At 27.9% G+C, this 25,739-nt stretch carries 25 protein-coding genes and 6 tRNA genes; 18 read left to right on the top strand and 13 right to left on the bottom strand.

Translation table 11 applies throughout. From position 1 onward, the window contains the following. Position 1 precedes the first annotated feature (1 nt). The 4 genes from ACRYA_RS07725 to ACRYA_RS07710 are packed head-to-tail and all read right to left on the bottom strand — an operon-like array spanning position 2 to position 3,556. Complete coding sequence (locus ACRYA_RS07725) at positions 2-322, bottom strand: putative quinol monooxygenase (RefSeq protein ID WP_105914583.1); 321 nt, start codon at positions 320-322, stop codon at positions 2-4. An 11-nt stretch (positions 323-333) separates the two neighbouring features. Then, a complete protein-coding gene (locus ACRYA_RS07720; RefSeq protein WP_105916510.1) occupies positions 334-894 on the bottom strand; it encodes a GNAT family N-acetyltransferase in 561 nt (186 codons plus the stop codon). 14 nt (positions 895-908) lie between these two features. After that, entirely contained in the window at positions 909-2,408 is a 1,500-nt protein-coding gene (locus tag ACRYA_RS07715) for a PLP-dependent transferase (RefSeq protein WP_228199738.1), read from the bottom strand. Continuing rightward, the gene (locus ACRYA_RS07710; RefSeq protein WP_105916509.1) at positions 2,405-3,556 is read right to left on the bottom strand and encodes a trans-sulfuration enzyme family protein; all 1,152 of its coding nucleotides are present in this window, start codon (positions 3,554-3,556) and stop codon (positions 2,405-2,407) included. Before ACRYA_RS07710 ends, ACRYA_RS07715 begins: the two co-directional genes overlap by 4 nt. Before the next feature lie 117 nt (positions 3,557-3,673). Here ACRYA_RS07710 and ACRYA_RS10775 point away from each other — a divergent pair, with 117 nt between their 5' ends. Continuing rightward, positions 3,674-3,841, top strand: coding sequence for a hypothetical protein (locus ACRYA_RS10775; protein WP_165786071.1), 168 nt, complete (start codon positions 3,674-3,676; stop codon positions 3,839-3,841). A gap of 3 nt (positions 3,842-3,844) precedes the next feature. Here the strand turns inward: ACRYA_RS10775 and ACRYA_RS07705 are convergent, their stop codons facing one another. Next, positions 3,845-4,684 (bottom strand): DNA ligase, encoded by an 840-nt coding sequence (locus tag ACRYA_RS07705; protein WP_105916508.1) that lies wholly within the window; start codon positions 4,682-4,684, stop codon positions 3,845-3,847. 50 nt (positions 4,685-4,734) lie between these two features. Here ACRYA_RS07705 and ACRYA_RS07700 point away from each other — a divergent pair, with 50 nt between their 5' ends. From ACRYA_RS07700 to ACRYA_RS07685, 4 genes are read left to right on the top strand one after another with little or no spacing between them, the layout of a single operon-like run. Then, positions 4,735-5,289: an adenine phosphoribosyltransferase gene (locus tag ACRYA_RS07700; protein WP_176549266.1), complete on the top strand. Its 555-nt coding sequence runs from the start codon at positions 4,735-4,737 to the stop codon at positions 5,287-5,289. Further along, on the top strand, positions 5,286-6,494 hold the full coding sequence (gene trpB / locus ACRYA_RS07695; protein WP_105916507.1) for a tryptophan synthase subunit beta: 1,209 nt from the start codon (positions 5,286-5,288) through the stop codon (positions 6,492-6,494). The genes ACRYA_RS07700 and trpB overlap by 4 nt, the downstream gene beginning before the upstream one ends. An 8-nt stretch (positions 6,495-6,502) precedes the next feature. Beyond that, complete coding sequence (locus ACRYA_RS07690) at positions 6,503-7,204, top strand: DedA family protein (RefSeq protein WP_105916506.1); 702 nt, start codon at positions 6,503-6,505, stop codon at positions 7,202-7,204. Further along, the gene (locus ACRYA_RS07685) at positions 7,194-8,615 is read left to right on the top strand and encodes a leucyl aminopeptidase (RefSeq protein ID WP_105916505.1); all 1,422 of its coding nucleotides are present in this window, start codon (positions 7,194-7,196) and stop codon (positions 8,613-8,615) included. The genes ACRYA_RS07690 and ACRYA_RS07685 overlap by 11 nt, the downstream gene beginning before the upstream one ends. Before the next feature lie 77 nt (positions 8,616-8,692). Here the strand turns inward: ACRYA_RS07685 and ACRYA_RS07680 are convergent, their stop codons facing one another. The 7 genes from ACRYA_RS07680 to ACRYA_RS07650 form a co-directional block, all read right to left on the bottom strand. Next, positions 8,693-9,094 carry a hypothetical protein gene (locus ACRYA_RS07680; RefSeq protein WP_105916504.1) on the bottom strand — a complete coding sequence of 134 codons (402 nt, stop codon included), beginning with the start codon at positions 9,092-9,094 and terminating at the stop codon, positions 8,693-8,695. A 184-nt stretch (positions 9,095-9,278) separates the two neighbouring features. Beyond that, a tRNA-Met gene (locus ACRYA_RS07675) sits at positions 9,279-9,355 on the bottom strand. Positions 9,356-9,420: 65 nt separating this feature from the next. Continuing rightward, positions 9,421-9,495 (bottom strand) — tRNA-Gln (locus tag ACRYA_RS07670). 24 nt (positions 9,496-9,519) lie between these two features. Continuing rightward, a tRNA-Thr gene (locus ACRYA_RS07665) sits at positions 9,520-9,596 on the bottom strand. A 16-nt stretch (positions 9,597-9,612) separates the two neighbouring features. Then, a tRNA-Met gene (locus ACRYA_RS07660) sits at positions 9,613-9,689 on the bottom strand. 16 nt (positions 9,690-9,705) lie between these two features. Further along, positions 9,706-9,782: transfer RNA gene (locus ACRYA_RS07655), tRNA-Met, on the bottom strand. A 30-nt stretch (positions 9,783-9,812) separates the two neighbouring features. Beyond that, positions 9,813-9,889 (bottom strand) — tRNA-Gly (locus tag ACRYA_RS07650). A 306-nt stretch (positions 9,890-10,195) separates the two neighbouring features. Between ACRYA_RS07650 and ACRYA_RS10935 the strand changes: the two genes are divergently transcribed. Then, a complete protein-coding gene (locus ACRYA_RS10935; RefSeq protein WP_105916503.1) occupies positions 10,196-12,124 on the top strand; it encodes a methyl-accepting chemotaxis protein in 1,929 nt (642 codons plus the stop codon). 9 nt (positions 12,125-12,133) lie between these two features. Here the strand turns inward: ACRYA_RS10935 and ACRYA_RS07640 are convergent, their stop codons facing one another. After that, the gene (locus ACRYA_RS07640) at positions 12,134-12,697 is read right to left on the bottom strand and encodes a YkgJ family cysteine cluster protein (RefSeq protein WP_105916502.1); all 564 of its coding nucleotides are present in this window, start codon (positions 12,695-12,697) and stop codon (positions 12,134-12,136) included. A 63-nt stretch (positions 12,698-12,760) separates the two neighbouring features. On the opposite strand from ACRYA_RS07640, the gene ACRYA_RS07635 reads away from it, so the two are divergent. The 12 genes from ACRYA_RS07635 (at position 12,761) to ftsH (ending at position 25,646) form a co-directional block, all read left to right on the top strand. Further along, on the top strand, positions 12,761-13,534 hold the full coding sequence (locus ACRYA_RS07635; RefSeq protein ID WP_105916501.1) for an inositol monophosphatase family protein: 774 nt from the start codon (positions 12,761-12,763) through the stop codon (positions 13,532-13,534). 52 nt (positions 13,535-13,586) lie between these two features. Further along, the gene (gene glmS / locus ACRYA_RS07630; protein ID WP_105916500.1) at positions 13,587-15,389 is read left to right on the top strand and encodes a glutamine--fructose-6-phosphate transaminase (isomerizing); all 1,803 of its coding nucleotides are present in this window, start codon (positions 13,587-13,589) and stop codon (positions 15,387-15,389) included. Positions 15,390-15,433: 44 nt separating this feature from the next. Continuing rightward, a complete protein-coding gene (locus ACRYA_RS07625; protein ID WP_228199737.1) occupies positions 15,434-17,161 on the top strand; it encodes a Na/Pi cotransporter family protein in 1,728 nt (575 codons plus the stop codon). Continuing rightward, the gene (locus tag ACRYA_RS07620; RefSeq protein ID WP_105916498.1) at positions 17,139-17,369 is read left to right on the top strand and encodes a hypothetical protein; all 231 of its coding nucleotides are present in this window, start codon (positions 17,139-17,141) and stop codon (positions 17,367-17,369) included. Before ACRYA_RS07625 ends, ACRYA_RS07620 begins: the two co-directional genes overlap by 23 nt. Before the next feature lie 159 nt (positions 17,370-17,528). Beyond that, positions 17,529-18,737: a methionine adenosyltransferase gene (metK, locus tag ACRYA_RS07615; protein WP_165786072.1), complete on the top strand. Its 1,209-nt coding sequence runs from the start codon at positions 17,529-17,531 to the stop codon at positions 18,735-18,737. A 46-nt stretch (positions 18,738-18,783) separates the two neighbouring features. Further along, positions 18,784-19,650: an acetyl-CoA carboxylase, carboxyltransferase subunit beta gene (gene accD / locus ACRYA_RS07610; RefSeq protein ID WP_105916496.1), complete on the top strand. Its 867-nt coding sequence runs from the start codon at positions 18,784-18,786 to the stop codon at positions 19,648-19,650. Beyond that, on the top strand, positions 19,650-20,261 hold the full coding sequence (locus ACRYA_RS07605) for a thiamine phosphate synthase (RefSeq protein WP_105916495.1): 612 nt from the start codon (positions 19,650-19,652) through the stop codon (positions 20,259-20,261). The genes accD and ACRYA_RS07605 overlap by 1 nt, the downstream gene beginning before the upstream one ends. After that, the gene (locus tag ACRYA_RS07600) at positions 20,251-20,706 is read left to right on the top strand and encodes a 23S rRNA (pseudouridine(1915)-N(3))-methyltransferase RlmH (RefSeq protein WP_105916494.1); all 456 of its coding nucleotides are present in this window, start codon (positions 20,251-20,253) and stop codon (positions 20,704-20,706) included. Before ACRYA_RS07605 ends, ACRYA_RS07600 begins: the two co-directional genes overlap by 11 nt. Before the next feature lie 58 nt (positions 20,707-20,764). Continuing rightward, positions 20,765-21,775 (top strand): hypothetical protein, encoded by a 1,011-nt coding sequence (locus tag ACRYA_RS07595; protein WP_105916493.1) that lies wholly within the window; start codon positions 20,765-20,767, stop codon positions 21,773-21,775. A 2-nt stretch (positions 21,776-21,777) separates the two neighbouring features. Next, complete coding sequence (locus ACRYA_RS07590; RefSeq protein WP_105916492.1) at positions 21,778-22,710, top strand: tRNA dihydrouridine synthase; 933 nt, start codon at positions 21,778-21,780, stop codon at positions 22,708-22,710. Between the two features lie 69 nt (positions 22,711-22,779). After that, positions 22,780-23,586: a 50S ribosomal protein L11 methyltransferase gene (locus ACRYA_RS07585; RefSeq protein ID WP_105916491.1), complete on the top strand. Its 807-nt coding sequence runs from the start codon at positions 22,780-22,782 to the stop codon at positions 23,584-23,586. A gap of 14 nt (positions 23,587-23,600) precedes the next feature. After that, the gene (ftsH, locus tag ACRYA_RS07580) at positions 23,601-25,646 is read left to right on the top strand and encodes an ATP-dependent zinc metalloprotease FtsH (protein ID WP_105916490.1); all 2,046 of its coding nucleotides are present in this window, start codon (positions 23,601-23,603) and stop codon (positions 25,644-25,646) included. The last annotated feature ends 93 nt before the right edge of the window (positions 25,647-25,739 follow it).

Raw genomic sequence — 25,739 nt, 5'->3', positions numbered from 1 at the left:
CTTACTCATCACTATAAACACAAACATTAAAATCCTTTACAAATCCATCTTCCAAAACACAATGTTTATGAAAAAACTCTTTTATATAAGGTTTATTGCAGTGAAGCTCAAAAGCCTCTTTTGATTCCCAAATTTCATTAAATACTATTGGAAAACTTTTCCCAGTTGCATTTGGATGACTTATATGTTTTGTGACAATATATTGAATACAACCATCTTCTCTTATAGTTTGTGGTTCTAAAGATTGTAATACTTTAAATAACTCTTCGTTTAAACCTTCTTTTGCTTCAAATGAAGCTATACAATATATTTTTTTTGACATAATTTTTCCTTTTAAAAATCTAATTTTTTTATCATATGATAGAAATTGCTTCCTGAAACTTTAAGTATCTCATTTTTTTCAAAGCCTAATTTTTCATATAAAGCCAATGCTTTTAAATTTTCAAAATCAACCAAAAGTGAAATTTTTTTAAATCCTAGCTCTTTTGCTTTATCTTCAATAAATATAAATAACTCTTTTGCTATTCCATTACCTTGAAAATCTTTTAGAACACTAACTGTATCTATATAAAACTCATCTTTAAAGCACTCTTTTTCAAAAGAGTCTAAAAAAATATTTTTTGTTTTTAAGTGTTCAAGTATTGGAGAATCTAGCTTTTTTATATCATTTGAATTATAGGCAATTATTAACGCAATATTGTTATTATCTAGCTCATAAACCCAAATATTTTTGTAACTCAATCTATTTATATCCATTTTTACATATAAATCTAAAGTCTCAAGGATTTTTTTCTCTTCGTTTTCACCTGTTAATGTATTTGCAATGTCGTGAATTGCATCATAAATTAGTCTTGAAATATTATTAATATTGTTTTTATCTGCTTGTTTTATCATCTCTTTTCTAAACCTTAAATAGTATTTAATTTATCAAACTCTTTTTTTATCTCTTCTATATTTTCAACTCCAACAGAGATTCTAAGAAGATTTATAGGAAGATTTATCTTTTCTAAAAACTCTTTACCTTCTTTACTTCCTATTAAATCATAATGTGCCAAATAAGTGTATGGCATTAAAAGTGTAAACTCAGTTCCAAGGCTTGGACCTTTTGGAAAGTTTAAACTATCATAAACTTTTTGAAAATCTTTTTTAAATGTAAGTGATATTATTCCACATAGACTATTTTCATCAATCATAAGTTTTTCATAATTCTTTTTATAATTTGGACTTAAACAGTAAAAAATCTTGTCAATATATGATGATTTTTGAAAATATTCAACTAACTTTTTTGTATTTGAAGATATTTTTTTAACTCTTGATTTATAATCTTTTATCTCTAAAGCCAATCTTTGAATATCTTTTATATATGGCTCATCACAATGTTTAAAAAATTCTTGAGAAATATGGGATATTTTTGAATTTTCATTTAAAATAATAGCACCCATTAAAACATCTGCATTTCCACAAGCAAATTTTGTTAAAGACTCCACATAAATATCAGCATATGAGTCTAAATTTAGATTATATGGAGTTGCAAAAGTAGAGTCTATAACCAAAGGAATATTATACTTTTTGCATAAATTTTTAAGTTTTTCTAAATCAACTGTTTGTATAAGTGGATTTGTAGGAATTTCTGTAACTATTGCTGAAACTTTTAATCCATTTTCTTTTAAAAACTCTTCAAAACTATCAAGATTTGTAATATCATGAAAAATTTTACTCTCTTCAAAATAGTGATTTATAATGTTCATGGTATCAAGATATAACCATCCTAGTTGAACTAAAATAGTTCTTCCATTTTTTGCTTGAATATTTTTAATTCCTTTTAAAACACAATACATTGCATTCATTCCTGAAGGGCTTAAGCATATATTTTTAAGGGGTTGATTATAGGCGTTTGATAAAGTTGAAATTAGAATATCTTTTGCTTTTGTTTCATCTGCAAGCTCTTCTTGATGAATACTTGAAATTATTCCTATATTATACAAATAATTTTCAGCTAATCTTGAAGATAAATTGTAACCAACATGTTGAATAAATTTTAAAACTTTTTTGTACTGTCTTCCTTTTAAAACCATAATTACACCAAAATCTTCATCAATATCTATGGGATTATTTATATAAAATCTCGAACTTACAACGTTTACTGCCTTTTTACTACTAAGAAGAATAAGTTCATATTTATCACTAACTTTATATTTTGTTTTTAAATAAATTGCTAGTTTTTTAAGATATGGATGAACTATAAATCTAGGATATGCAACTGTAATTTTTTCTAAAATTTCTGGTGTTTGTTCTTCATAATCTATTACATCTTGAAGTGTTGGCATACTTGTGGAAACAGCATGAATATTATTTTCTGGTAAAGTTTTTCCACAATAAATTGGCTTAAAAATAGAGTTTATTATCATTTTATAGCTTCTAACAAATCCTCTTTTAAATCTTTTAAATTCTCAAATCCAATAGAGAATCTAACTGTACTATCAGATATTCCAATTGCTTTTAACTCATCTTTTGAAAAAGAAGCATGAGATATTTTAGAAGGTATTTCAACTCTACTATCAGCACTTCCAAAAGAGCATTTTTCTCCAAATATTTTTGCATTTTCTATAAATTTTTCTGCTAGTTCAATGCTTTTAAAATCAGCACAAAAAACACTAGGGATTATCTTCATCTGTTTTTTTGCCAAAGCTCTTTGGGGATGTGATTTTAAAGCAGGAAATGTTACTTTTTCTATAAAATCTTGTTCTTCAAGCCATTTAGCAAATTTTTTTGCTAATTTCTCACTAGCTTTCATTCTAACTTTTAAGCTACTAATTCCAAGTGATATTAGATGTACATCAAGAGGATTTTGGTTTCTTCCTAAAGCATTTGAGTAATAGTGAAGTTTATCTGCCCACTCTTTATCTTTTGCAACAATTGCACCTGCAATTACACTTCCATGACCACTAATAAATTTAGTTGTAGAAAACAGTGAAAAATCAGCTCCTAAATCAAGAGGTTTTTGGCTAATAAAAGTTGCAAGTGAGTTATCAACCGCAAAAAGAGAGTTATGTGCTTTACAAAGTTTTGATATCTCTTTTAAATCTATTATTTTTAAGCCTGGATTTGTAGGACTTTCACAAAGAACTAAATCTATATTATTTGTTTTTAAAATATGTTCAAGCATATTTAAGTCTGTAAAATCTGTAAAGTTTACATTAATATTATATTTTTCTTTAAAAACTTTTAAAAGCCTAAAAGTTCCGCCATAACAATCAGCTTCAACCAAAATAGATGAGTTTGCTTTTAAAAGAGTTTCAAATAATAAAGATACAGCTCCTATTCCTGTATGAGTACAAACAGCTCCATAGCCATTTTCTGCAAAAGTAAAAAAGTTTTCTAAAGTAGCTCTTGTTGGATTATCACTTCTTGTATAGTCATATGTTTTATCGCCATTTTGGTTTTTTAAATCAAAAGTTGCTGTGTTATATATTGGAAAGTGTGAAGAGTTTGTAGGCTCTTTAAAAGGTGCAAAATCTTTTAAATGGCAAAGCATAGTTTCTAAACTTTTATTCATAAAAATCCTTAAATTGGCTAATTTTTGGGAAATTGTACCAAAATAAATTTAATCTTATTTGATACAAAATTTTGCTATAAATTTATTTGAAAGTTTATTTATATAAAAGGATAAGAGATGCTTAAAAGTATATTATTATTAATATTTATAATATTTTTTCAAGCTTGTGCAACTTGGAGTGGAGTAAAACAAGATAGCAAAACAGCTTGGAAAGCTACAAAAGAGACAACAACTGAAGTTGTAAAAGATGTAAAAAAATCAATTCACGAAGCAACTGATGATTAAATGCTATTCAATTTCTCTAACTCTTAAAAATGAAGCAAATTTTGGTTTACCATTTTTTGTAAAACCATAGTATTTAAAAGTTACAAACTCTCCAATCTTTGGTGGATTTAATCTATCTTTTTGTGTAAATCCACCACCTAAGTTAAAAGTAGTTTTGTTTTTTAATTCTATTTTTAAACTTTTAAATGAACCATCTTTATTAAAATTATGTGAAATAACTTTTCCTTCATCATCAAAAAACTCTTTTACTTTTAAAGAGTTTGTAGTTCTTCCAGTTTCATAAGCTAAATTTGGATTTTTTATAATCACACCTTCTGCGCCATTTTTTAAGAGTTCTTGCAAAAAGCTATCTAAATGATTTTTATCTTTACTAACTATTTGAGGAATAATTTTTATATATATACTTGGATTTGTATCTAAATAGCTTTGTAAAAAATCTAATCTATTTTTAAAATTTCCATTTGCATTTGGAATTTCAAAAATATTGTAAGTTATCTTTTCCCAATTTTGTGACTCTTGTTGGCTTAAAACTATGCTTTGAATATTTTCAAAATCACCTCTTTTTGTCCATAACTCACCATCAAGAGCAAATGGTGGAAAATCTTTTGTAAACCAAGAGGGAGCAAATATTTTATTTCTGTTTTTTGTAAATAACTCTTTTCCATCCCAATATGCTCTAATACCATCTAGTTTTTCACTCATATACCAATTTGAAATATCAATAGAATCTTTATAATTTGAAGGTTTTTGTAAATTTAATGCAAAAGCAAAATTTACAAAAAGAAAAAGTGTTAATAAAATTTTTATAAAATTCTTAAATAGTTTGATTTTAAACTGTAACATAATTTTATTTTAGCTAAAATAATTCGATTTTCAATATAAAAGGGAAAACTTTGAATAAAGATATTTTAACAGATGGCGAAAAAAAGGTTTTATTAGACTCTATAAGAACAGTTGAGGATTTTCCAAAACTTGGTATTAGCTTTAAAGATATTACAACACTTTTAAACAATAAAGATGCATTTGAACTACTTATGAACCATCTTGAAGATAGATATAAAAAATATAATTTAGATTTTATAGCAGGAATTGAAGCAAGAGGATTTTTATTTGGAGCAGCTCTTGCTTCAAGACTAAAAATTGGTTTTGTACCAATACGAAAAAAAGGAAAACTTCCAAGTACAACTTTATGTGAAAAGTATGAACTTGAGTATGGATTTGATGAGGTTGAAGTTCATTTTGATGCTTTTAGAGATATTAAGAAATCAAAAGTTCTTTTAATAGATGATTTGGTTGTAAGTGGTGGAACAGCAGTAGCAGCAGCTAATTTAATAGAGAAATTAGATGCTACTTTAGTAGAGGCTTGTTTTATTTTAAATTTCTCTATTTTACCTGGAAAAGCAAAAATGCAAGAGAAAACTTCTGTGTATGCGGTGTTAGAAATATGAGTAACTATATTCCTAAAAAAAGTAAATTTGATCCTAATTCAAATGGTGAATTTGGAATTTTTGGTGGACAGTATGTTCCTGAAACATTGATGCCAATTTTAGAAGAGCTTGAATCTACTTATACAAAATATAGATTTGATAAAGAGTTTTGGGCTGAAGTTAACTACTATTTAAAAGATTATGTTGGACGTGAAAATCCACTATATTTTGCAAAAAACATAAGCGATGAAATTGGTGCAAAAATCTATTTAAAAAGAGAAGATTTAAATCATACTGGTGCGCATAAAGTTAATAATGTAATAGCCCAAGGCTTGTTGGCTAAAAAAATGGGTAAAAAAAAGGTTATAGCTGAAACAGGAGCAGGGCAACACGGTGTTGCAACTGCTACAATTGCAGCACTTATGGGTTTAGAATGTACTGTTTTTATGGGTGCAAAAGATGTTGAAAGACAAGAGTTAAATGTATTTAGAATGAAACTTTTAGGTGCTAAGGTTGTTGCAGTTGAAAGTGGAAGTAAAACTTTAAAAGATGCAATGAATGAAGCAATTAGATATTGGGTAACAAATGCACGTGATACTTTTTATATAATAGGAACAGTTGCAGGTCCTCATCCTTATCCTATGATGGTGAGAGATTTTCAAGCAATTATTGGTTATGAGTCAAGAAAACAAATTTTAGAAAAAGAGAATAGGCTACCTGATTATGTAGTTGCATGTATTGGTGGTGGATCAAACTCTATTGGTATGTTTTCTCACTTTTTAGAAGATGTTAATGTTACTTGTGTTGGAATAGAAGCTGGTGGTTTAGGACTTGATACACCTAAACATGGTTCTTGTTTAGCATTAGGAACTCCTGGAATTTTACATGGACAGTGTTCATATTTGCTCCAAGATGAAGATGGACAAGTTTTAGAAGCTCATAGTATTAGTGCAGGTCTTGATTATCCTGGAGTTGGACCAGAACATAGTTTTCACAAAGATAATAAAACAGTAACTTATGACAATATAACTGATAAAGAAGCTCTTGATGCTTTTGTTTGGCTAAGTCAAAAAGAGGGAATTATTCCAGCATTTGAATCAGCTCATGCAATTGCATATTTGAAAAAAGCAAAAGAGAAATTAAAAAATAAATTAGTAATAATTTGTCTATCTGGTCGAGGAGATAAAGACATGGTACAGGCAAAAAGCTTATTAAATTTTGACTAAGGATAAAAATGAGAGAACTTTTTAGGAAAATTCAGCCATATACAGGAAAGATTTTTGCAGTAGGATTGATAACATTTTTGTCTTTTCTTTTTTATAATTTATACAATGCTCCTGTTGATGGATTTGAAGAGAAATTTATATATTTACTCAAACAATATGGATATGTGATACTTTTTGTATGGAGTATGTTAGAGGGTGAAATGGGGCTAATTATGGCTGGACTTATGACTCATGATGGCTCTATGAACCTATTTTTAGCTATTTTTGTTGCAGGTCTTGGTGGATTTGCTGGTGATCAAGTATATTTTTATATTGGTAGATTTAACAAAGAAGGTGTTTTAAAAAGATTAAGAGGTCAAAGAAGAAAGTTTGCATTTGCTCATTTACTTTTAAAGAAACATGGTTGGCCAATAATTTTTACTCAAAGATACATGTATGGAATGAGAACAATTATACCAATTTCTATCGGTCTTACAAGATATGATGCTAAAAAATTTGCATTTATAAATTTGATAAGTGCATGGTGCTGGGCTTCTATTACAATTATTCCTGTTTGGTATTTTGGAAATGAGATTATGGTTGTACTTCACTGGGCAAAAGAGCACTGGTATTTAGCAATTCCAATAGCAGCAATTTTTGGTGGAGGAATTATATATTATTTTAATAAGGCAACAAAAAAAATTGAAAAAAGGGTAATGGATGAAAATTAATATTGTAGAAATATCAAAAAATAAAGAGTTTGATTTAGAGATTATTTTAATAAATAATATAAATGAAATAGAGTCTGAACAAGATAAAGAGATTTTAGAAAATCTTGAATTTAAAGTAAAAGATGAAACAGCTATTTTATTAGCACAAAGTAAAAAAATCTATGTTGCTTTTGAAGAGTTTTCATACGATAGTTTAGCAATTGCTATGGCAACTGCAATTAAGAGATTTAACTCAACAAAGTATAAAAGCGTAAATTTCTTATTAAATAATATTTTAAAAGATAATTTTAAAGCTCTAGTAGAAGGTGCAATTTTAGGTTCATATTCATTTGATAATTATAAGAGTGAAAAAGAGAGCAAAAAACAAGAGTTAACTTTTGTAGTTGAAGATAAGGATTCTGAATTAATTTCTATTTTAAAAGAGTCGCAAATTATTTGTGAAGCAGTAAATAGTGCAAGAGATATGGTAAACACTGCACCTGCTGATTTTACACCAAAAAGTTTTGTAAAAGAGGCACAAAGTATTGCAAAAGAGTTTGAACTTGATTGTGAAGTTTTAGGTGAAAAAGATTTAGAAAAACAAAAAATGATGTCAATGCATAGTGTTGGACGTGCTTCAATTCATGAATCACAACTGATACATATTAAATATAAACCTAAAAAATCAATAAAAAAAGTTGTACTTGTAGGAAAAGGTTTGACTTATGATAGTGGTGGGTTATCTTTAAAACCAGCTGATTTTATGGTTACTATGAAAGCTGATAAATCAGGAGCAGTTGCTGTCTTAAATACTATAAAAGTTATTGCAAAATTAAAATTACCTATTGAAGTGCATGCTATTATTGGTGCAGTTGAAAATATGATTGGTGGAAATGCTTATAAACCAGATGATATTTTAAGAGCTAAAAATGGGAAAACAATTGAGGTGCGAAACACAGATGCTGAAGGAAGACTAGTTCTTGCTGATTGTTTATGTTATGCTCAAGATGAGATTAAAAATATAGATTATATTTTAGATTTTGCAACACTTACAGGTGCTTGTGTTGTTGGGCTTGGAGAATATACAACAGGAATTATGGGAAATAGTGAAGAGCTTAAACATCAAGCTTTAATTTCAGCACAAAATTCTGGAGAGTATGTTACAAAACTTGATTTTAATAGATATCTAAAAAAATGTATTAAATCTGAGATAGCGGATGTTTGTAATATATCAAATACTAGATATGGTGGTGCAATAACGGCTGGAATGTTTTTGGATAACTTTATTTATGATGAAAATAAAAATAAATGGATACATTTTGATATAGCTGGACCTGCTTTTGTAGAAAAAGCTTGGGGATATAACCCTTATGGTGCTAGTGGAACAGGTGTTAGAATGGCTGTTCAATTTATAAAAGATTTAACAAAATAGTAAATTTAATATATTTATATAACTATATTATTAATTTTCAAATCAAACTAAAGTTGGTATTTTTATACCAACTTTTACTATTTTAATATATCTAAAATCTCTTTTGTATCTTTATAAATCCTAAAAACTTTATTTTCAACTTCATAAACTTCAGTATTTTTTATTCTTGGATATTTACTTGTAACAATTCTTCCATTGCTCAAAATATTGCTATTTGCAAATTGTCCTTTTTCTATTTTTTTCTCCCAACCAGGAGGAAGAGTTCCTCCATTGTTTAATTTTTTTTGTAAACCAGGAGGAATATCTTTTTGTTTTTCATTTTTCATTTTTTTATCATTATAGTCTTTATCTTTTTGATAATTATTAGCTTTATGTTCTCTTTTTTTACTTCCTTTTTCATCATCAACTTGCTTTGCATAAATAGATGAACTTAATAAACAAATTGTTAAAAATGAAATAATAACTCTTTTATTTAACATAATAATCCTTTTTTTGTATTTTAAAAATTTTACTATAATATATTGAAATGTGATAACTTATATTTTAAAATTTATTAAAAAAGTACAAAAACTTATATTTGTTAAATGATTATAATTGAGTCTGTAAATAGATTGATTTTCATTAGTGATTATATTAATTTTTATAAAATGAGATACTAAAAATTGGTTGCGGAAACAGGATTTGAACCTGTGACCTTCGGGTTATGAGCCCGACGAGCTACCTAGCTGCTCTATTCCGCGATAATAAAGAAAAAACATTTATAAATTAAATTCTTTATAAAATTAATATAAGAAAATTATTTTAGTGGATGGGGTAGAAGGATTCGAACCTTCGAGTGACGGTACCAAAAACCGTTGCCTTACCGCTTGGCGATACCCCAGAAGGACTGTAAACAAAATAAAAGTGGAGCTGGTGAAGGGAGTCGAACCCCCGACCTGCTGATTACAAATCAGCTGCTCTAGCCAACTGAGCTACACCAGCACTTTTAATTATATTATGGTGTCAAAAGAGAGACTTGAACTCTCGACCTCCGGCTTATGAGACCAGCGCTCTAGCCAGCTGAGCTACTTTGACCTATAAATTAAATAATTGGTTGCGGAAACAGGATTTGAACCTGTGACCTTCGGGTTATGAGCCCGACGAGCTACCTAGCTGCTCTATTCCGCGATAAAAAAACAAAGAACACACTTATAAAAGTGGAGCGGGAGACGAGACTCGAACTCGCGACAGTCTGCTTGGAAGGCAGAAGCTCTAGCCAACTGAGCTACTCCCGCATAACCTCTTCTTAAAAAAGGATTGAAATTATACTTTAAAATAATTAAAAGAAACTTAATATTTAAATTGTATTTTAATAACAAAACATTTCTTAAATTGGAGTGGAATTATAATAGATTAAATATTAATAAACACTTAATTTAAATAAGTAATTTACAAAAAATATAGTTAATATTTATTTTTAGTATGCAAAAATGTGTAAATATAGAGAAATAGAGATTTCTTATAACAAATATTAGATTAATTAATCTATCTTTAAAGTTTATTTTATAGAATGTAAACTCGTTATAAAAAAGGGGATAATAATGAATATAAATTCACTAAAAATAAAATTACTTCTAATAACAATAGTTCCTTTTACTATAGGAATTTTTGTTCTTTCAGGAATTAACTTTGAAAAGACACAAAATACTTTAAATAATACATTAAAAAAGTTTGAAACTACTATTACAAAAGAGAAAGAGTCATTAATACAGCATCAATTTGAAGTTGCTCAAACACTTATTAAAACAATTATTGATAAAGAACAAAATATAGATTTAGCAAAACAAAAAGTTATAGAACTTTTAACAGGTGTTAGATATTTAGATGATAAGAGTGGATATTTTTTTGCTTATGAGCAAAGAGGTGCTGACTATTATTTTGCTTTTCATCCAGCAAATCCAAAATTAAATAATACAAAAACAAATATAAAATCTCCAGATGCAAAAGGTTATGCTTTTAGAGAAGATTTAATTAAATTTTCAAAAGAGCAAAAATATATAACTTACCATTATGAAAATCCAGCAACAAAAGATGTTGTATTAAAAATGGCTTCATCTATTTTTATTCCAGAATTTAACTGGGTTTTAGTAACTGGAATATATGCAGATGATATTCAAAAAGATATAAATGAATTACAAGAAGAGATGAATTCAGATATAAATACACTTTTTTGGATAGCTATTTTTGTTACAGTTTTGTTGAATATTGTTTTAATTTCTATAATTGTTCCATCTATAAATAAAATTATTTTAAAACCACTAAATATATTTCAAACAACTTTAGAGTCATTTTTTAAATATTTAAATAATGAAAGTAATAAAGTTGATAGAATCAAAAATTATTCAAAAGATGAAATAGGTCATATGTCAAAAATACTTGATCAAAATATTGAGATTGCTAGAAAAGAGATAGACGATAATAATCTGTTTATTGAAACTACAATAGATATTTTAGAAAAATTCCAAAAAGGAGATTTATCTCAAAGATTAAATATAGAAGTTGATGATATTAATTTATCAAAATTAAAATCTGTTATGAATCAAATGGCGCAGGAATTAGAAAAAAATATTGTGAATGTTTTAAAAGTAATAGATGAATATAGTAAATATGATTATGTAAATAGAGTTGATACAACAAAAATTTCAAATCATATATTACAACTTGCAAATGGTGTTAATATTTTGGGAGATTCAATAACAAAAATGTTGATTGAAAATAAAAATAATGGAGAAACTTTATCGGAGAGTTCAAATATACTTCTAAGTAATGTTGAAAAACTAAATGAAAGTTCTACTAGTACAGCTGCAAATCTTGAAGAAACAGCTGCGTCTTTAGAAGAGATGACTTCAAATTTAAGAAATAGTACTCAAAATGTAGAGAAAATGACAAATATATCTTCAAGCGTAACTTCTAGAGCAAAAAATGGAGAAAAACTAGCAAATCAAACTGTTTTATCTATGGAAGAGATAAATACAAAAATTTTGTCTATAAATGAGGCAATAAGCGTAATAGACCAAATAGCATTTCAAACAAATATTCTAAGTCTAAATGCTGCAGTAGAAGCTGCAACTGCGGGAGAAGCTGGTAAAGGTTTTGCAGTTGTTGCTGGTGAGGTTCGAAATCTTGCAAATAGAAGTGCCCAAGCAGCAAAAGAGATAAAAAATATAGTTGAGATTGCAACACAAAAAGCAGATGAAGGAAAACATATTGCAAATAGTATGATAAATGGTTATAGTGAATTAAATAGTGATATTTTGCAGACAATAGAGCTTATAAAAGAGTTTGAAAATTCAAGTAAAGAACAACTTTTAGGAATAGAGCAGATAAACAATGCAGTTGCTATTTTGGATCAAAAAACACAGCAAAATGCGAATGTTACGTCACAAACAAAAGATATTGCAATATCTACCAATAGTATTTCAAAACTTATTATTGAAGATGTAAATAAAAAGAGATTTAAAGATAAATAGTTCTCTTTTCTATATTTTTAAGTTTTCCAATAGCTTAATTGAGAGTTTATGAAAATCTAAATATTTAGATTTTTCATCTCCAATAAATTTATAAAAATCAACTCCTTTTATAGATAAAATTTGTTCAAAATCTTCTTTTTTTAGTTTTTCAAACTCAAAGTGAGTATTTATATATTTTTCTTGATAATTTTTAAATATCTCATCTTCAAAGTTTAAGATATTATCTGCTTTGTTTAATTCAGGGCATGCCTTATCAATATAGATAAAATTATTAATATTTGGGCTTAGAGGGTAAGTTTTACATACTTTTGGTCTATTTTCATAAATTGTACATTTAAAATCTTTTAGGTGTGGACAAAAATCAAAACCATTTGATAGTAAAATTACAGGTTTTACAAAACCTAAAGAGCCAAAAATAAATAAAATAGGAAAGTTTTGATAAACATCTTCAAACTCCTCTTTTAGAATTTGTGAAAAAATAGAACCAAAAGTTCCACTACAACAATGAGCAGAGCAATTCTTACAATCTCCAAATTTAATATTTTTGTTTTCAAGTTTTACAAAGTTTTTCATAGATGCAATTTTACATACATTTTAAAAGAATTAGATAAAATATGAAAAAATTTAAGGAAAATTATGCAAAAGAAACTTATTCAAATTATAAAAAAAGCTGGAAAAATTTTAAAAAAAGGTTACTACTCAAATAAAGAGATAAATTTTAAAGCAAAAAAAGATTTAGTTACAAAATATGATTTGGCAGTTGAAAATTATCTAAAAAAAGAGTTTTCTAAATATTTCAAAGAGTTTAACCTTATAGCAGAAGAGTCAGATAATACTCTTGTAGAGTTTGGAAATTCAATAATAATTGATCCAATAGATGGCACAACAAATTTTGTAAATGGTGTACCTCATACTGCTATTTCAGTTGGAGTTTATAAAGATAAAAAGCCATATATTGGTGTAGTATATAATCCTATTTTAGATGAGTTATATTTTGCAAAACATAAAAAAGGTACATTTTTAAATGGTAAAAAAATTAAAGTAAGTTTACAAAATGATTTACAAAAATCACTTCTAGCTACAGGTTTTCCATATAGTAGTGCGGAAAATACAAAAGATTTAAAAGATGTTATAAAAAAGATTGAGAATATTTTGCCTGAGTGTCAAGATTTAAGAAGACTTGGAAGTGCATCTATTGATTTATGTATGGTTGCAAGAGGGGTATTTGAAGGCTATTATGAGATGAATTTAAAACCTTGGGATGTTAGTGCCGGAATTATAATTTTAAGCGAAGCTGGTGGAAGAATTACAAATATTAGAGGTACAACTTTTGATATGTTTAAAGATAAATACATAGTTGCTTCAAATAGTAAAATTCATGATAAATTATTAAGCAAACTAGATATTTAGTTAGTTTTTGATAAAATCTTATATTTTTTAAAATGATATTTAAGGACTTTTTATGTGTGGAATAGTTGGTTACATAGGAAAATACGATACAACAAAGATTTTATTGGATGGTTTAAAAGAACTTGAATATAGAGGTTATGATAGTGCAGGAATTGCTGTTTTAAATGGAAATGAAATTGATGTATTTAAGGCAGTTGGGAAGCTTGTAAATCTTGAAGAAAAAGTTAACCAAAGTAATAAAGATAGATATAATCTAGGAATTGGACACACAAGATGGGCAACTCATGGAAAACCAACAGAAGTTAATGCTCATCCACACTTAGGTGAATACTCTTATGTTGTTCATAATGGAATAATTGAAAATTATAAAGAGCTAAAAGATGAATTAACATCTTTGGGTCATAATTTTGTTTCTCAAACAGATACAGAAGTTATTGTTCATCTTTTTGAACACTATAATAACAAATTAAATGATGCAAAAAAAGCATTTCAAGAGACTATAAAAAGACTTGAAGGTGCTTATGCTATTTTATTAATTACAAAAAAAGAACCAGAAAAAATATTTTTCTATAAACTTGGAAGTCCTATGATTGTAGGGCATGGTATAGAAAAAGATGAAGTTCTTTTTGCATCTTCTGATTCAGCACTAATTGGACTTGCAAACGATGTTGTATATCTGGATGATAAAATTGGTGGAGTAGCTTCTAGAGATGGTATTGAGTTTTTTAGTAAAAATATTGTTTGGTCAAAACTTCCAACATCAAAACAATTTGCTCAAAAAGATGGTTTTAGATACTTTATGGAAAAAGAGATTTATGAACAAAGTGTTGTTGTAAGTGATTGTATGTTAGGTCGTGTAAAAGATAGTGAGATAAATTTTGATGAGATTGATTCAAAAATATTAGATGGAATAAATGAGATTAAAATTTGTGCATGTGGAACTTCATATCATGCAGGGCTGGCATCTTCATATTTATTTGAAAGATTATCAAAAATAAAATGTAGTATTGAAGTTGCAAGTGAGTTTAGATATAAAGAGCCACTATTGACAAAAGATACACTGTTTGTTGTTATCTCTCAAAGTGGAGAAACAGCTGATACTTTGGAAGCTTTAAAAATGGCAAAGAATGCAGGTCTTAGAACTTTGGTAATTTGTAATGTTGATAACTCTTCTATGACAAGGGTTGCAGATTTTACAATTCTAACACGTGCTGGAATTGAAAAAGGAGTTGCTTCTACAAAAGCATTTTCTACTCAAACTGCTGTTTTGTGGATGTTAAGTCTATATTTTGCACAAATTAGAAAAACTATTTCTAAAGATAAGCTTGAAAATGAGGTTAATACCTTAAGAGAGGTTCCAAAAGCTTTAAAAGTCCATGAAAATATTCATGAAAAAGCAAAAAGATTATCAAAAAGATATTTACATGGTCATGGATTTTTCTTTATTGGAAGAGATGTATTCTATCCACTTGCTCTTGAAGGTGCTTTAAAACTTAAAGAGATTTCATATTTACATGCAGAAGGTTATCCAGCTGGTGAGATGAAACATGGACCAATTGCTCTTGCAGACCCAGAACTTTTTACTATTGCACTTATGCCAAAAAATATGTTGTATGATAAAATTAAATCAAATGTAGAAGAGTTAAGCGCACGTGATAGTACAATTTGTGCAATATCTTCTGCTGATTTTGAACTAGCAGATGATTTTATAAAAATAAATAAGTGTGATCACTATATGCTTGAATTTTTTGAAATGCTAGTAGCTCTTCAAATTTTATCTATGGAGATATCAATAAGACTTAAAAATGATGTAGATATGCCAAGAAACTTAGCAAAATCAGTAACAGTTGAGTGATGAAAAAATATCTATCCTACATACTTTTAATCTCCTTAGCCTATTTGCTTTATGTAAATGAGGATTCTAAATATATAGTTGCAGGAGTTGCTGTTTTTATAATTGGAATGCAATTTATGGAGGATGGATTTAAATTTTTTAGTGGTGGGATTTTAGAAAAATTAATCGCTAATAGTAAAAATACAAATTCAAAATCTATATTTTTGGGAATAACTGCAACCGCAATTTTACAAAGTTCATCTTTAATTGCAATTATTGTAATCTCATTTTTATCCGCAAAAATAATCTCACTTGCAGGTGCACTTGGAGTTGTATTTGGATCAGCAGTTGGAACAACTGCTACAACTTGGATTGTCTCAACTCTTGGTGTTAAGATTGATATAGCAGCTTTTGCTCTTCCTATGATAATTTTTGGTGTAATTTTTAGATTTTATAAAAATAGAAATTTTCAAGGAGTTGGGAATATTCTTTTAGGTCTTGGATTTGTCTTTTTAGGTATTGGATATATGAAAGATGGATTTGAAGATTTAAAGCAAGGAATAGATTTAGCTCAATTTGCAATTGATGGATATGCTGGAATTATAGTTTATACTCTTATTGGAGCTCTTGCAACAGTGATTATTCAATCAAGTAGTGCAACAATGGCTTTAACTGTAACAGCTTTGGTAACAGGTCAAATTGTATATATAAATGCTATGGCAATAGCAGTTGGAGCAAATATAGGAACAGCAACAACTGCAGCTTTAGGAGCTATAGTTTCAAATGCAAATAGCAAAAGAATGGCAGTTGGATTATTTATTTTTAAAGGAATAACAGCTGTTATCACATTAGCCTCTTTATATCTTATGATTGATTTTGTTGATTATATATCAAAATATTTGGGAATTAAAAGTGATGATTGGGCTATGAAATTGGCTGTTTTTCATACACTGTTTAATCTTGTTGGACTTATAATTTTCTCATTTTTTATTCCAAAACTGGTAATTTTTCTGAAAAAACTATTTGTTGAAGATAAAGATAGTTATATTTCTAAACCAAAATTTATAGATATGGAAGTTATTGCAGTTCCATTTGCAGCTTTAAAAGCAACAAGAAAAGAGACTATCCACTTATATGATAATGCAACTGAAGTTTTGAGTCATGCAATTATGCTTCATAGGCACAGATATATTGGAAAGAGTAATATTTCTAAAATTGTAAAAGAGTCATCGGATATTATAGATTTAAATATAGATGAGTTTTATGAAAGTAGAATTAAATCTTTATATAGCGATATTATTGATTATTCAACATATTTTATAAGTGAACTTGATGATGAGAAAAGGGCATATTTAAATGATTTAAGAAATGCTTGTAGAAATATAGCTGAATCTGTAAAAAATACAAAAGAGCTTCAAAAAAATATAAAAAAATATATATCGAGCAATAATGGTTATATAAAAGATGAGTACAACTTTATAAGAGAAGCTATTGCAAAAACTACAAACACTATAAATGAGATAAAAAATAGTAAAGACGAGATAGATGTTTTATCAAAATCTGAGCTATTAAAAGAGTATTTAAAAGGATTAGATGTAATTGCAACTAGAAGAATAGATATATTAATACGAGAGAAAAGAATTGATAAAAAAATGGCAACAAGTCTATTAAATGATAGTTACCATGCAAATTTAATAATTAGTAAACTAATAAATGTATCAAAAGTTTTATGGATTCAGGATTTAAGTATAAAAGAGTTAGGAGAAGATTATGAAGCTAAAAAAAATTCTTGAAAAAGTAAAAAATTATCTATTTTTAATACAAAACAATGAAGATATTAAAAAAAGAAAGATTGAAAAATTAAGAGATAAAATAGAAGATAAGATTTTAAAACTTGATAAAAAAATAAGAGATGAAAAAGATGAAGAGGAGAATTTAAAGCTAAAAGATGAGAGAACTATGCTTAAAAATTTTAGAAAACAACTAAAACAAAAAAAGTAAATAAAAGAAATCTTTAGCTAAAATACAAAACTTTTTGCTTTTAAAGCAAATTGAATTCTTTAAATTTTTATTTTAATTCTTATAAAAAGACTAAATGGAAAACAAAAGATGGAAAACAATGCAAGCAAAGCTTGTGGAAAACAAAGGATGGAAAACAAAATGAAAAAAAAATCTCAATATCTGTTTACAAGTGAAGTTGTAAGCCCTGGTCACCCTGATAAATGTGCTGATATTATTGCTGATAGTATAGTTGATAGACTTATTATTGAAGATAGTAATAGTAGAGTTGCAAGTGAAGTATTTGTTGCTGGTAAACATGTTGTTATTGGTGGTGAAGTAAAATCTAATGCTAAATTATCACAAAATGATTATGAAAAAATAGTAAAAGATGCATTAGCAAAAATTGGATACGATGGTAAAAGTGCTTTTACAAAAGAGCAAGCTTTACATCCTGATGATGTAAAAGTTCAAGTTTTATTAAACCAACAAAGTCCAGATATTTCTCAAGGAGTTGATCAAACAACAGGAGAAATTGGAGCTGGTGATCAAGGAATTATGTTTGGATTTGCTTCAAATGAAGCAGCTGAATTTATGCCTGCAGCGATAGTTTATGCTAGAAGACTTTGTGATACAGTATATAATTATGCTTTAAAAAATAATGATAAGTTTGGTGTTGATATTAAAACTCAAGTTACAGTTGATTATGTAACAAAAGAGAATTTTGAAAATGGACTTCCTCAAAAAATACATACAATTGTAGTTTCAGCACCTTGTGTTGAAGGAATGAAAATAGAAGAAGTAAGAACTATAATTCAAGAATTAATTGATAATTCTGGACTTCCAAGTAAACTTTATGATAAAAATAGCACAATTATTCATATTAATCCAACAGGAAGATATGTAAATCACTCATCTTTACATGATAGTGGATTAACGGGAAGAAAATTAATTGTTGATAGTTTTGGTGGATATGCACCAATTGGTGGTGGTGCTCAATCTTCAAAAGATTACACAAAAGTTGATAGAAGTGGACTTTATGCAGCAAGATGGATTGCAAAACATATAGTTGCTTCAGGACTTTCAAAAAAAGCAATTGTACAAATATCTTATGCTATTGGAGTTGCACGTCCAACTTCAGTTTCTGTTGATACTATGGGAACATACACAAAACATAATGATGATGTTTTATCTGCATTTGTAATGGAAAATTTCCCTTTAACTCCAAGATGGATTACGCAAAAATTTAACTTAGATAAACCAAGTGCTACAACTTTCCTTTATGCGGATGTAGCTGCTCGTGGTCAAGTTGGACAACCTGATTATCCATGGGAAAAACTAGATGAATTGGATAAATTTAAAAATATTTAGTTAGATTTAACTATAATATTGCTTTAGAAAAAAAGGAGAAAAGGTAGTGGATTTAAAAAATCTATTTAGCAAAATTTCATTTGATAACAAAAATAAAGAGCAAGCTACAAAAAAAGATGCTCCAAGCCACTGGATAAAATGTCCTAGTTGTAGCTCTTTGATGTTTTTCAAAGAGGTTGAAAATCAAGATAATGTTTGTCCAAAATGTGAATTCCATATGAGAATAGGGGCAAAAAGAAGAGTAGAAATCCTTGCAGATGAAAATAGCTTTGTAGAGTTTGATACAAATTTAAAACCAAATGACCCTTTGAAGTTTGTAGATAAACTCTCTTATAAAAAAAGAGTTGAAGATGGATTTGAAAAAACTGGAAGAGTATCAAGTGTAATTAGTGGTGAGTGCACAATTAACTCAATTGGTGTTCAACTTATAGTTTTTGACTTTGCATTTATGGGTGGAAGTTTAGGTAGTGTTGAGGGAGAAAAAATAGTACGAGCAGTTAATCGAGCAATCGAGAAAAAACAAGCAGTTATTATAGTTTCAGCATCAGGAGGCGCAAGAATGCAAGAATCAACTTTTTCTTTGATGCAAATGGCAAAAACATCTGCAGCTTTGAAAAAACTTGATAGCTATAAACTTCCATATATATCTATATTAACAGATCCTACTATGGGTGGAGTTTCTGCTTCTTTTGCATTTTTAGGAGATATTATTATGGCAGAGCCAGGTGCTTTAATAGGTTTTGCTGGACAAAGAGTAATTAAGCAAACTATTGGAACTGATCTTCCTGAGGGTTTCCAAAGAGCTGAATTTTTACTAGAAAAAGGTTCTATTGATATGGTTGTAAATAGAAGAGAGATGAAAAAAACTCTTACAGATTTATTAACTATTTTTGGACAAGAAAAAATTAGCTAATGCCTTCGAATTTAGAAAAAGCTTTGGGATTTAATCTTGAAGCTTTTAACTATCTTTATGTTTTGTGTGATTACGAAACTCTTTTAAAAAAAAATATAACTCTTGAGAATTTTTTAGAAATTTTAAAAAAATATGATGTAAAACTTCTACAATATAGAGATAAAGTTTCAGATTTAGAAATACAAAAACAAAATCTTATTTTTCTTAGACAAAATCTAAATATTCCAATTATTATAAATGATAAACTAGAGTTGATTGATTATGCAGATGGTTTCCATTTAGGTCAAGAAGATGTTTTAAAAATACATAAAGATAAAAATTTAGCAATAAAACTTTTACGAAAAAAGCTAAAAAATAAACTTTTAGGACTTTCAACTCACAATGAATTAGAAATTCTTGAAGCAAATAGTTTTGAGCTTGATATGATAGGTTTAGGAGCTTATAAATCAACAAATACAAAAGATATTTCAAATATTTTGGGTGAAAAACTGCAATATTTAGCAAAAATATCTAAACATCCTGTTTGTGCTATTGGCGGAGTAAAAGTTGATGATGTTATAAAAAATACAAAATTTAACTGTGTTGGAAGTGCTATTTTAAATGAAAATTAATATTTACTCAATAGTAAAACCTAGTAGTGATGATTTTGATAAACTTATTAAAGAATTTATAAAAATGTCCAGTAAATATGCAAAAGTTGAAATTTTTTATATCTTTAATAAAGATATAGCAAAAGCTCAAACTATCGGAGAAAATGAATCAAAAAAGATATATACAAAAAGTTATTTGCCATATTTAAAAGGATATAACATAGCCCTTGATGTTTTGGGTAAAAGTGTTGATAGTTTTGCTTTTTCTAAGCTTTTAGAAGATAAAAATGAGATAAACTTTTTTATTGGTGGAGCTTTTGGTTTTGAAAATGAGTTTTTATCTCTTTGTGATAGTGTAATTTCTCTAAGTAAGCTTACATTTGCACATAAAATTGCTACTTTGATACTATCAGAACAGATATTTAGGTCTTTAAGTATTATAAATAATCATCCATATCATAAGTAATTTATAAACTTTTTTGTATAATAAAACACAATTAACTCTTCAAAAAGGAAAAAAGAAGATGGGTCTTAAAAGTTATATAATTTCAACAATACTGTTAATAATCGTATTGTTCGGTTTTGTTCATAGTTTAGAGTTTGGAGAATACACTCTTAGTTTGTTTGGTTTTAGTGAAACATTGCCTGTATCTGTTTGGTTTGTTTTACCTATAATTTTTTTAAGTCTTTTAACTTATATTCATATTATTTTCTACGGGCTTGTTAACTATTTTAAACTTAGATTAGTAGATAGTGATTTGGATAATATGGTTGAATTAATCAAATTGAAGCTATTAAACAAAGAGAATAAAATTGGTTTTAGAACAAAAAAACAAAAAGAGTTGTCAAATATTTTAACTCAATTAAATCTTGAAGTTCCAAAAGAGATATTTAGCTCTACAAATGAAGAATTAAACAAAACTGTTGCTTCTATACAAAATGTGAATAATGGTGTTTATGTTGACAAAAATCTAAAAGTTGATGAAAAATCATCTTTAGGAAAACAAAACCTAATCAATAAAATAAATGAACAAGTTGATTTTGCTGTTGATATTGTAAAAAAAGCAGAAAAATATGATAGCGATATTGTAAAAGTAGCATTTTTGAAATCTTTAAGTGAAAAAAGTATGACAACAATTAAAAAAATTTACAAAAATGTAAATCTTGATAAAGAGCTTACAATTAAACTTTTAGAAAAAAATATTGAAAATAGTGAGTTTGGATTTGAAAATAGTGAGATTTTTGAACTTGTGAAAAATATAAAACTTTCAAAAGATGATTATATTGAACTTGCTAAAAAATATAAAAATAGTCTAAATCCAGATGTTTTAATAGAACTTTTTGAAAAAATTTCACAAGAACAAGAAGAAGCTACAGCTGCATATTTGTATATTTTGAGTGAATTTGAAATGAAAGATAAACTAAGAGAAAATTTAGCAAATAGACAAGGTAATGATTTTGCACCTTTTAAAGCACTAATTGAACTAAAAGATGCTGGGAAACATTATAGTTTGGAAAGCTTGTCGTATAAATAAGAATGAAAAAAAAATTAGATTTTAGCAAGCCTCTTGTAGTGCTTGCACCACTTGCTGGTTATACAGATTTACCTTTTAGAAGTGTTGTTAAAAAGTTTGGAGCTGATCTTACAATTTCAGAGATGATAAGTTCAAATGCTTTGGTTTATAAAAGTGCAAGAACACTTAAAATGGTAGAAAAGTCTCCTACAGAAGACCCATATTTTGTACAAATTGCTGGAAATAGTGTTGATTTAGTAAAAGCAGCAGTTGAGATTTTAAATGATGTTGATGGAATTGATGGAATTGATTTAAACTGTGGTTGTCCAGCTCCTAAAGTTTTTAATCATGGAAGCGGTTCAAATTTACTTGGTGATTTAAAAAAGCTTGAAGAGATTTTAAGTACTATTAAAAAATACTCTAAAAAAGAGTATACAAGTGCAAAGGTTAGACTTGGTGTAAATGAGAAAATTCCAGTTGAAATTGGAAAAGTGGTTGAAGCTTGTGGAGTTGATTTTGTATCAGTTCATGGAAGAACAAGAGCTGGAAAATATAAAGCTCCTGTAGATTATGATGCAATTAAGCAGATGAAAGAGGCTATTTCAATTCCTGTTATTGCAAATGGAGATATAAAAGATTATAAAAAAGCAAAAGAAGTTTTAGAATACACAAAAGCAAATGGTGTTATGATAGGTCGAGGTGCTATTGGTAAACCTTGGGTTTTTTATCAATTAAAACATGAGCTTGAAGATATTGATAATTCTATAAAAAAAGAGATTATTTTAGAACATTATGACAAAATGCTTGAATTTCACGGAGATTATGGAGCTATAATTTTTAGAAAATTGCTACACGCTTATTCAAAAGGCTACACGGGAGCAAATGAGTTTAGAGATTTAGTAAACCAAATTAGTGATAAAAATATAATGAGAGATTTAATTGATAGCTTTTTTTAGATTTAATTTGATTAAAAAGTTATTTAGATAGAATATTGAGTTTTTAAAAATATATAAAGGAATTTTTATTTGTCAAAAGAGTATTTTGAATTACTAATAAAGCCAGAAGATAATTATGAGCTGTTTTTAAATCTAATTTTATCACTTACAGATGATGCAATTGAAGAAAATGATGGCGAAATAATTGTTAGAAGTGAAGAGAGCCTTGAAGATTTCAAGGAACCACTTGAGAAATTTGCAAAAGCATTAGATACCAAATGTTATATTAAATGTGAGAAAAAAGAGAGTATTGATTGGATAAAAAAATATCAAGACTCTATACAAGCCGTTGAAGTTGGAAGTTTTTATGTAAGACCATCTTGGAGTGAAGCAAAAGAGGGTAAAATTGATATTTTGATAGACCCCGCATTGGCTTTTGGTTCAGGACATCATGAAACAACTTCTTCTTGTTTATTAGCAATTGATGAGTTTGTAAAAAAAGATGATAGCTTACTAGATGTTGGAACAGGAAGTGGTATTTTAGCAATTGCAGCAGCAAAAAAAGGTGCAGTTGTTGATGTTTGTGATACAGATGAAATTTGTATAGAAAGTACACAATCAAATTTTACTTTAAATAATCAAAAGATAAATAAATCTTGGATTGGTTCTGTAAATTTTGCCAAAGAAAAATATGATGTAGTTCTAGCAAATATTATTGCAGATGTTCTTGTTATGATTTCAGATGATTTGATAAATTATACAAAAGATGGTGGAATTATAATAGTTTCTGGTATTTTAGATAAGCATGAAAAGAGAGTTTTAAGTAAATTTTCTAGTTTAAAAGAGCTAAAAATTATTCACAAAAATGAGTGGGTAACAATGGTATTTAAAAAATAAGAGGGATATAAATAATGATGAATAAACAACAAAATAACAATCCAAACAATAATCAAAATAATAACAATAATTTTTTTAACAATAATCCACTTTTGATTTTTGTTGCATTTTCGCTTGTAACAATTTTTGCATTTAAAGCAATTTTTCCTGATAGTGAAACAACAAATGCTACAAACTCAAATATTCAAGCTTATGGAAGTAATGTAAATAAAACAATTACATATTCTGAGTTAAAAAAACTTATTTTAAGTGGTAAAATCGAGTATGTTGGTATTGGAAATACACAAATTAGAGCTGTTAGTAAAAATGATGGAATGCAAAGAGTTACTTATACTGCAAGAAGAGTTGTTCCAGATGAGACATTGGTTCCTGAGTTAGAAAAAAGTGGTATTTCTTATGGTGGAATAAGTGAAGAGAATGTTTTGTCTGATATCCTTTTTGGTTGGGTACTTCCTATTTTCTTATTTTTCGCTATTTGGATGTTTTTGGTTAAAAGAATGCAAAAATCTATGGGTGGTGGAAGTGGTGGAATTTTAGGAATTGGTTCATCTAAAAAGATGATAAATTCTGAAAAACCAAATGTAAAATTTGAAGATATGGCTGGAAATAAAGAGGCTAAAGAAGAGGTTAGTGAAGTTGTAGATTTCTTAAAAGCACCAGATAGATATGTAAGACTTGGTGCTCAAATTCCAAAAGGTGTTTTACTAGTAGGACCTCCAGGAACTGGGAAAACTCTTTTAGCAAAAGCGGTTGCTGGAGAAGCAGATGTTCCGTTTTTATCTGTTTCAGGTTCTGCATTTATTGAGATGTTTGTAGGAGTTGGAGCAAGTAGAGTTCGAGATTTATTTGAACAAGCAAAAAAAGTTGCACCTGCTATTATTTTTATAGATGAAATTGATGCTATTGGAAAAAGCAGGGCTAGTGGTGGTCCTATGGGTGGAAATGATGAGCGAGAACAGACTTTAAATCAGCTTTTAGCTGAAATGGATGGATTTTCTACTGAAACAGCTCCCGTAATAGTATTAGCAGCTACAAATAGACCTGAAGTTTTAGATCCAGCTCTTTTAAGACCAGGAAGATTTGATAGACAAGTTTTAGTTGATAAACCTGATTATGAAGGAAGAATTGAGATTTTAAATGTACATATTAAAGATGTAAAAATAGCAAAAGATGTAGATTTAAAAGAAGTTGCAAAGATGACAGCAGGTCTAGCTGGTGCTGATTTAGCAAATATTATAAATGAAGCTGCTCTTTTAGCTGGGCGTGCAAACAAAGATGAAGTTCAGTCAACTGATTTTAAAGAGGCTGTTGAGAGACAAATTGCAGGTTTAGAGAAAAAATCTAGAAGAATATCTCCAAAAGAGAGAAAAATAGTTGCTTATCATGAAAGTGGGCATGCTTTAATAGCTGAGATTACAAAAGGTGCTAAAAAAGTAAATAAAGTATCTATTGTTCCAAGAGGTTTGGCTGCACTTGGATATACTTTAAATACTCCTGAAGAGAATAAATATTTAATGCAAAAACATGAGCTTATAGCTGAAGTTGATGTTCTTCTAGGTGGAAGGGCTGCTGAAGAGGTATTTATAGGAGAAATTTCAACTGGTGCAGGAAATGACCTTGAGCGAGCTACAAATATTATAAAATCTATGGCAACAATTTATGGTATGAGTGATATCGCTGGACTTATGGTGCTAGAAAGAAGAACAAATCAATTTTTAGGTGGGCAAACTCAAAAAGATTTCTCTGATGCTATGGCAAAAGATTTAGATGATCATGTTAAAAACAGTTTAAATGAAAGATATAAAATAGTTCTTGAATCTTTAAAGGATAATAAAGATGCAATAGAACAGATGACTTCTGAACTTCTTGAAATTGAAGTAATAAGTGGTGAGAGAGTAAGAGAAATTATAAAAGAGCATGGTGGAACAGTTTTTGAGGGAGAAGATTTACACAGTGATAGTTTGGATAAAAGTGATTTAAAAGAAGATATTAAAGAAGATTCTAAATCTAATGAAATTTTAGAAAATAACAAAGATGATAATAAAGCTACAAAAGATTAATTTTTAGAAGCAATTTTGCTTCTAAAAAAAATTATCTAATAAAATACTAAATTAATCAAAGCTATTAATTATATTGTTTAAGGTTTTTTATTT

It is taken from the genome of Aliarcobacter cryaerophilus ATCC 43158 (assembly GCF_003660105.1).
In the GTDB taxonomy this organism is placed as follows: domain Bacteria; phylum Campylobacterota; class Campylobacteria; order Campylobacterales; family Arcobacteraceae; genus Aliarcobacter; species Aliarcobacter cryaerophilus.
This window is presented reverse-complemented; position numbering and strand designations above follow the sequence as displayed.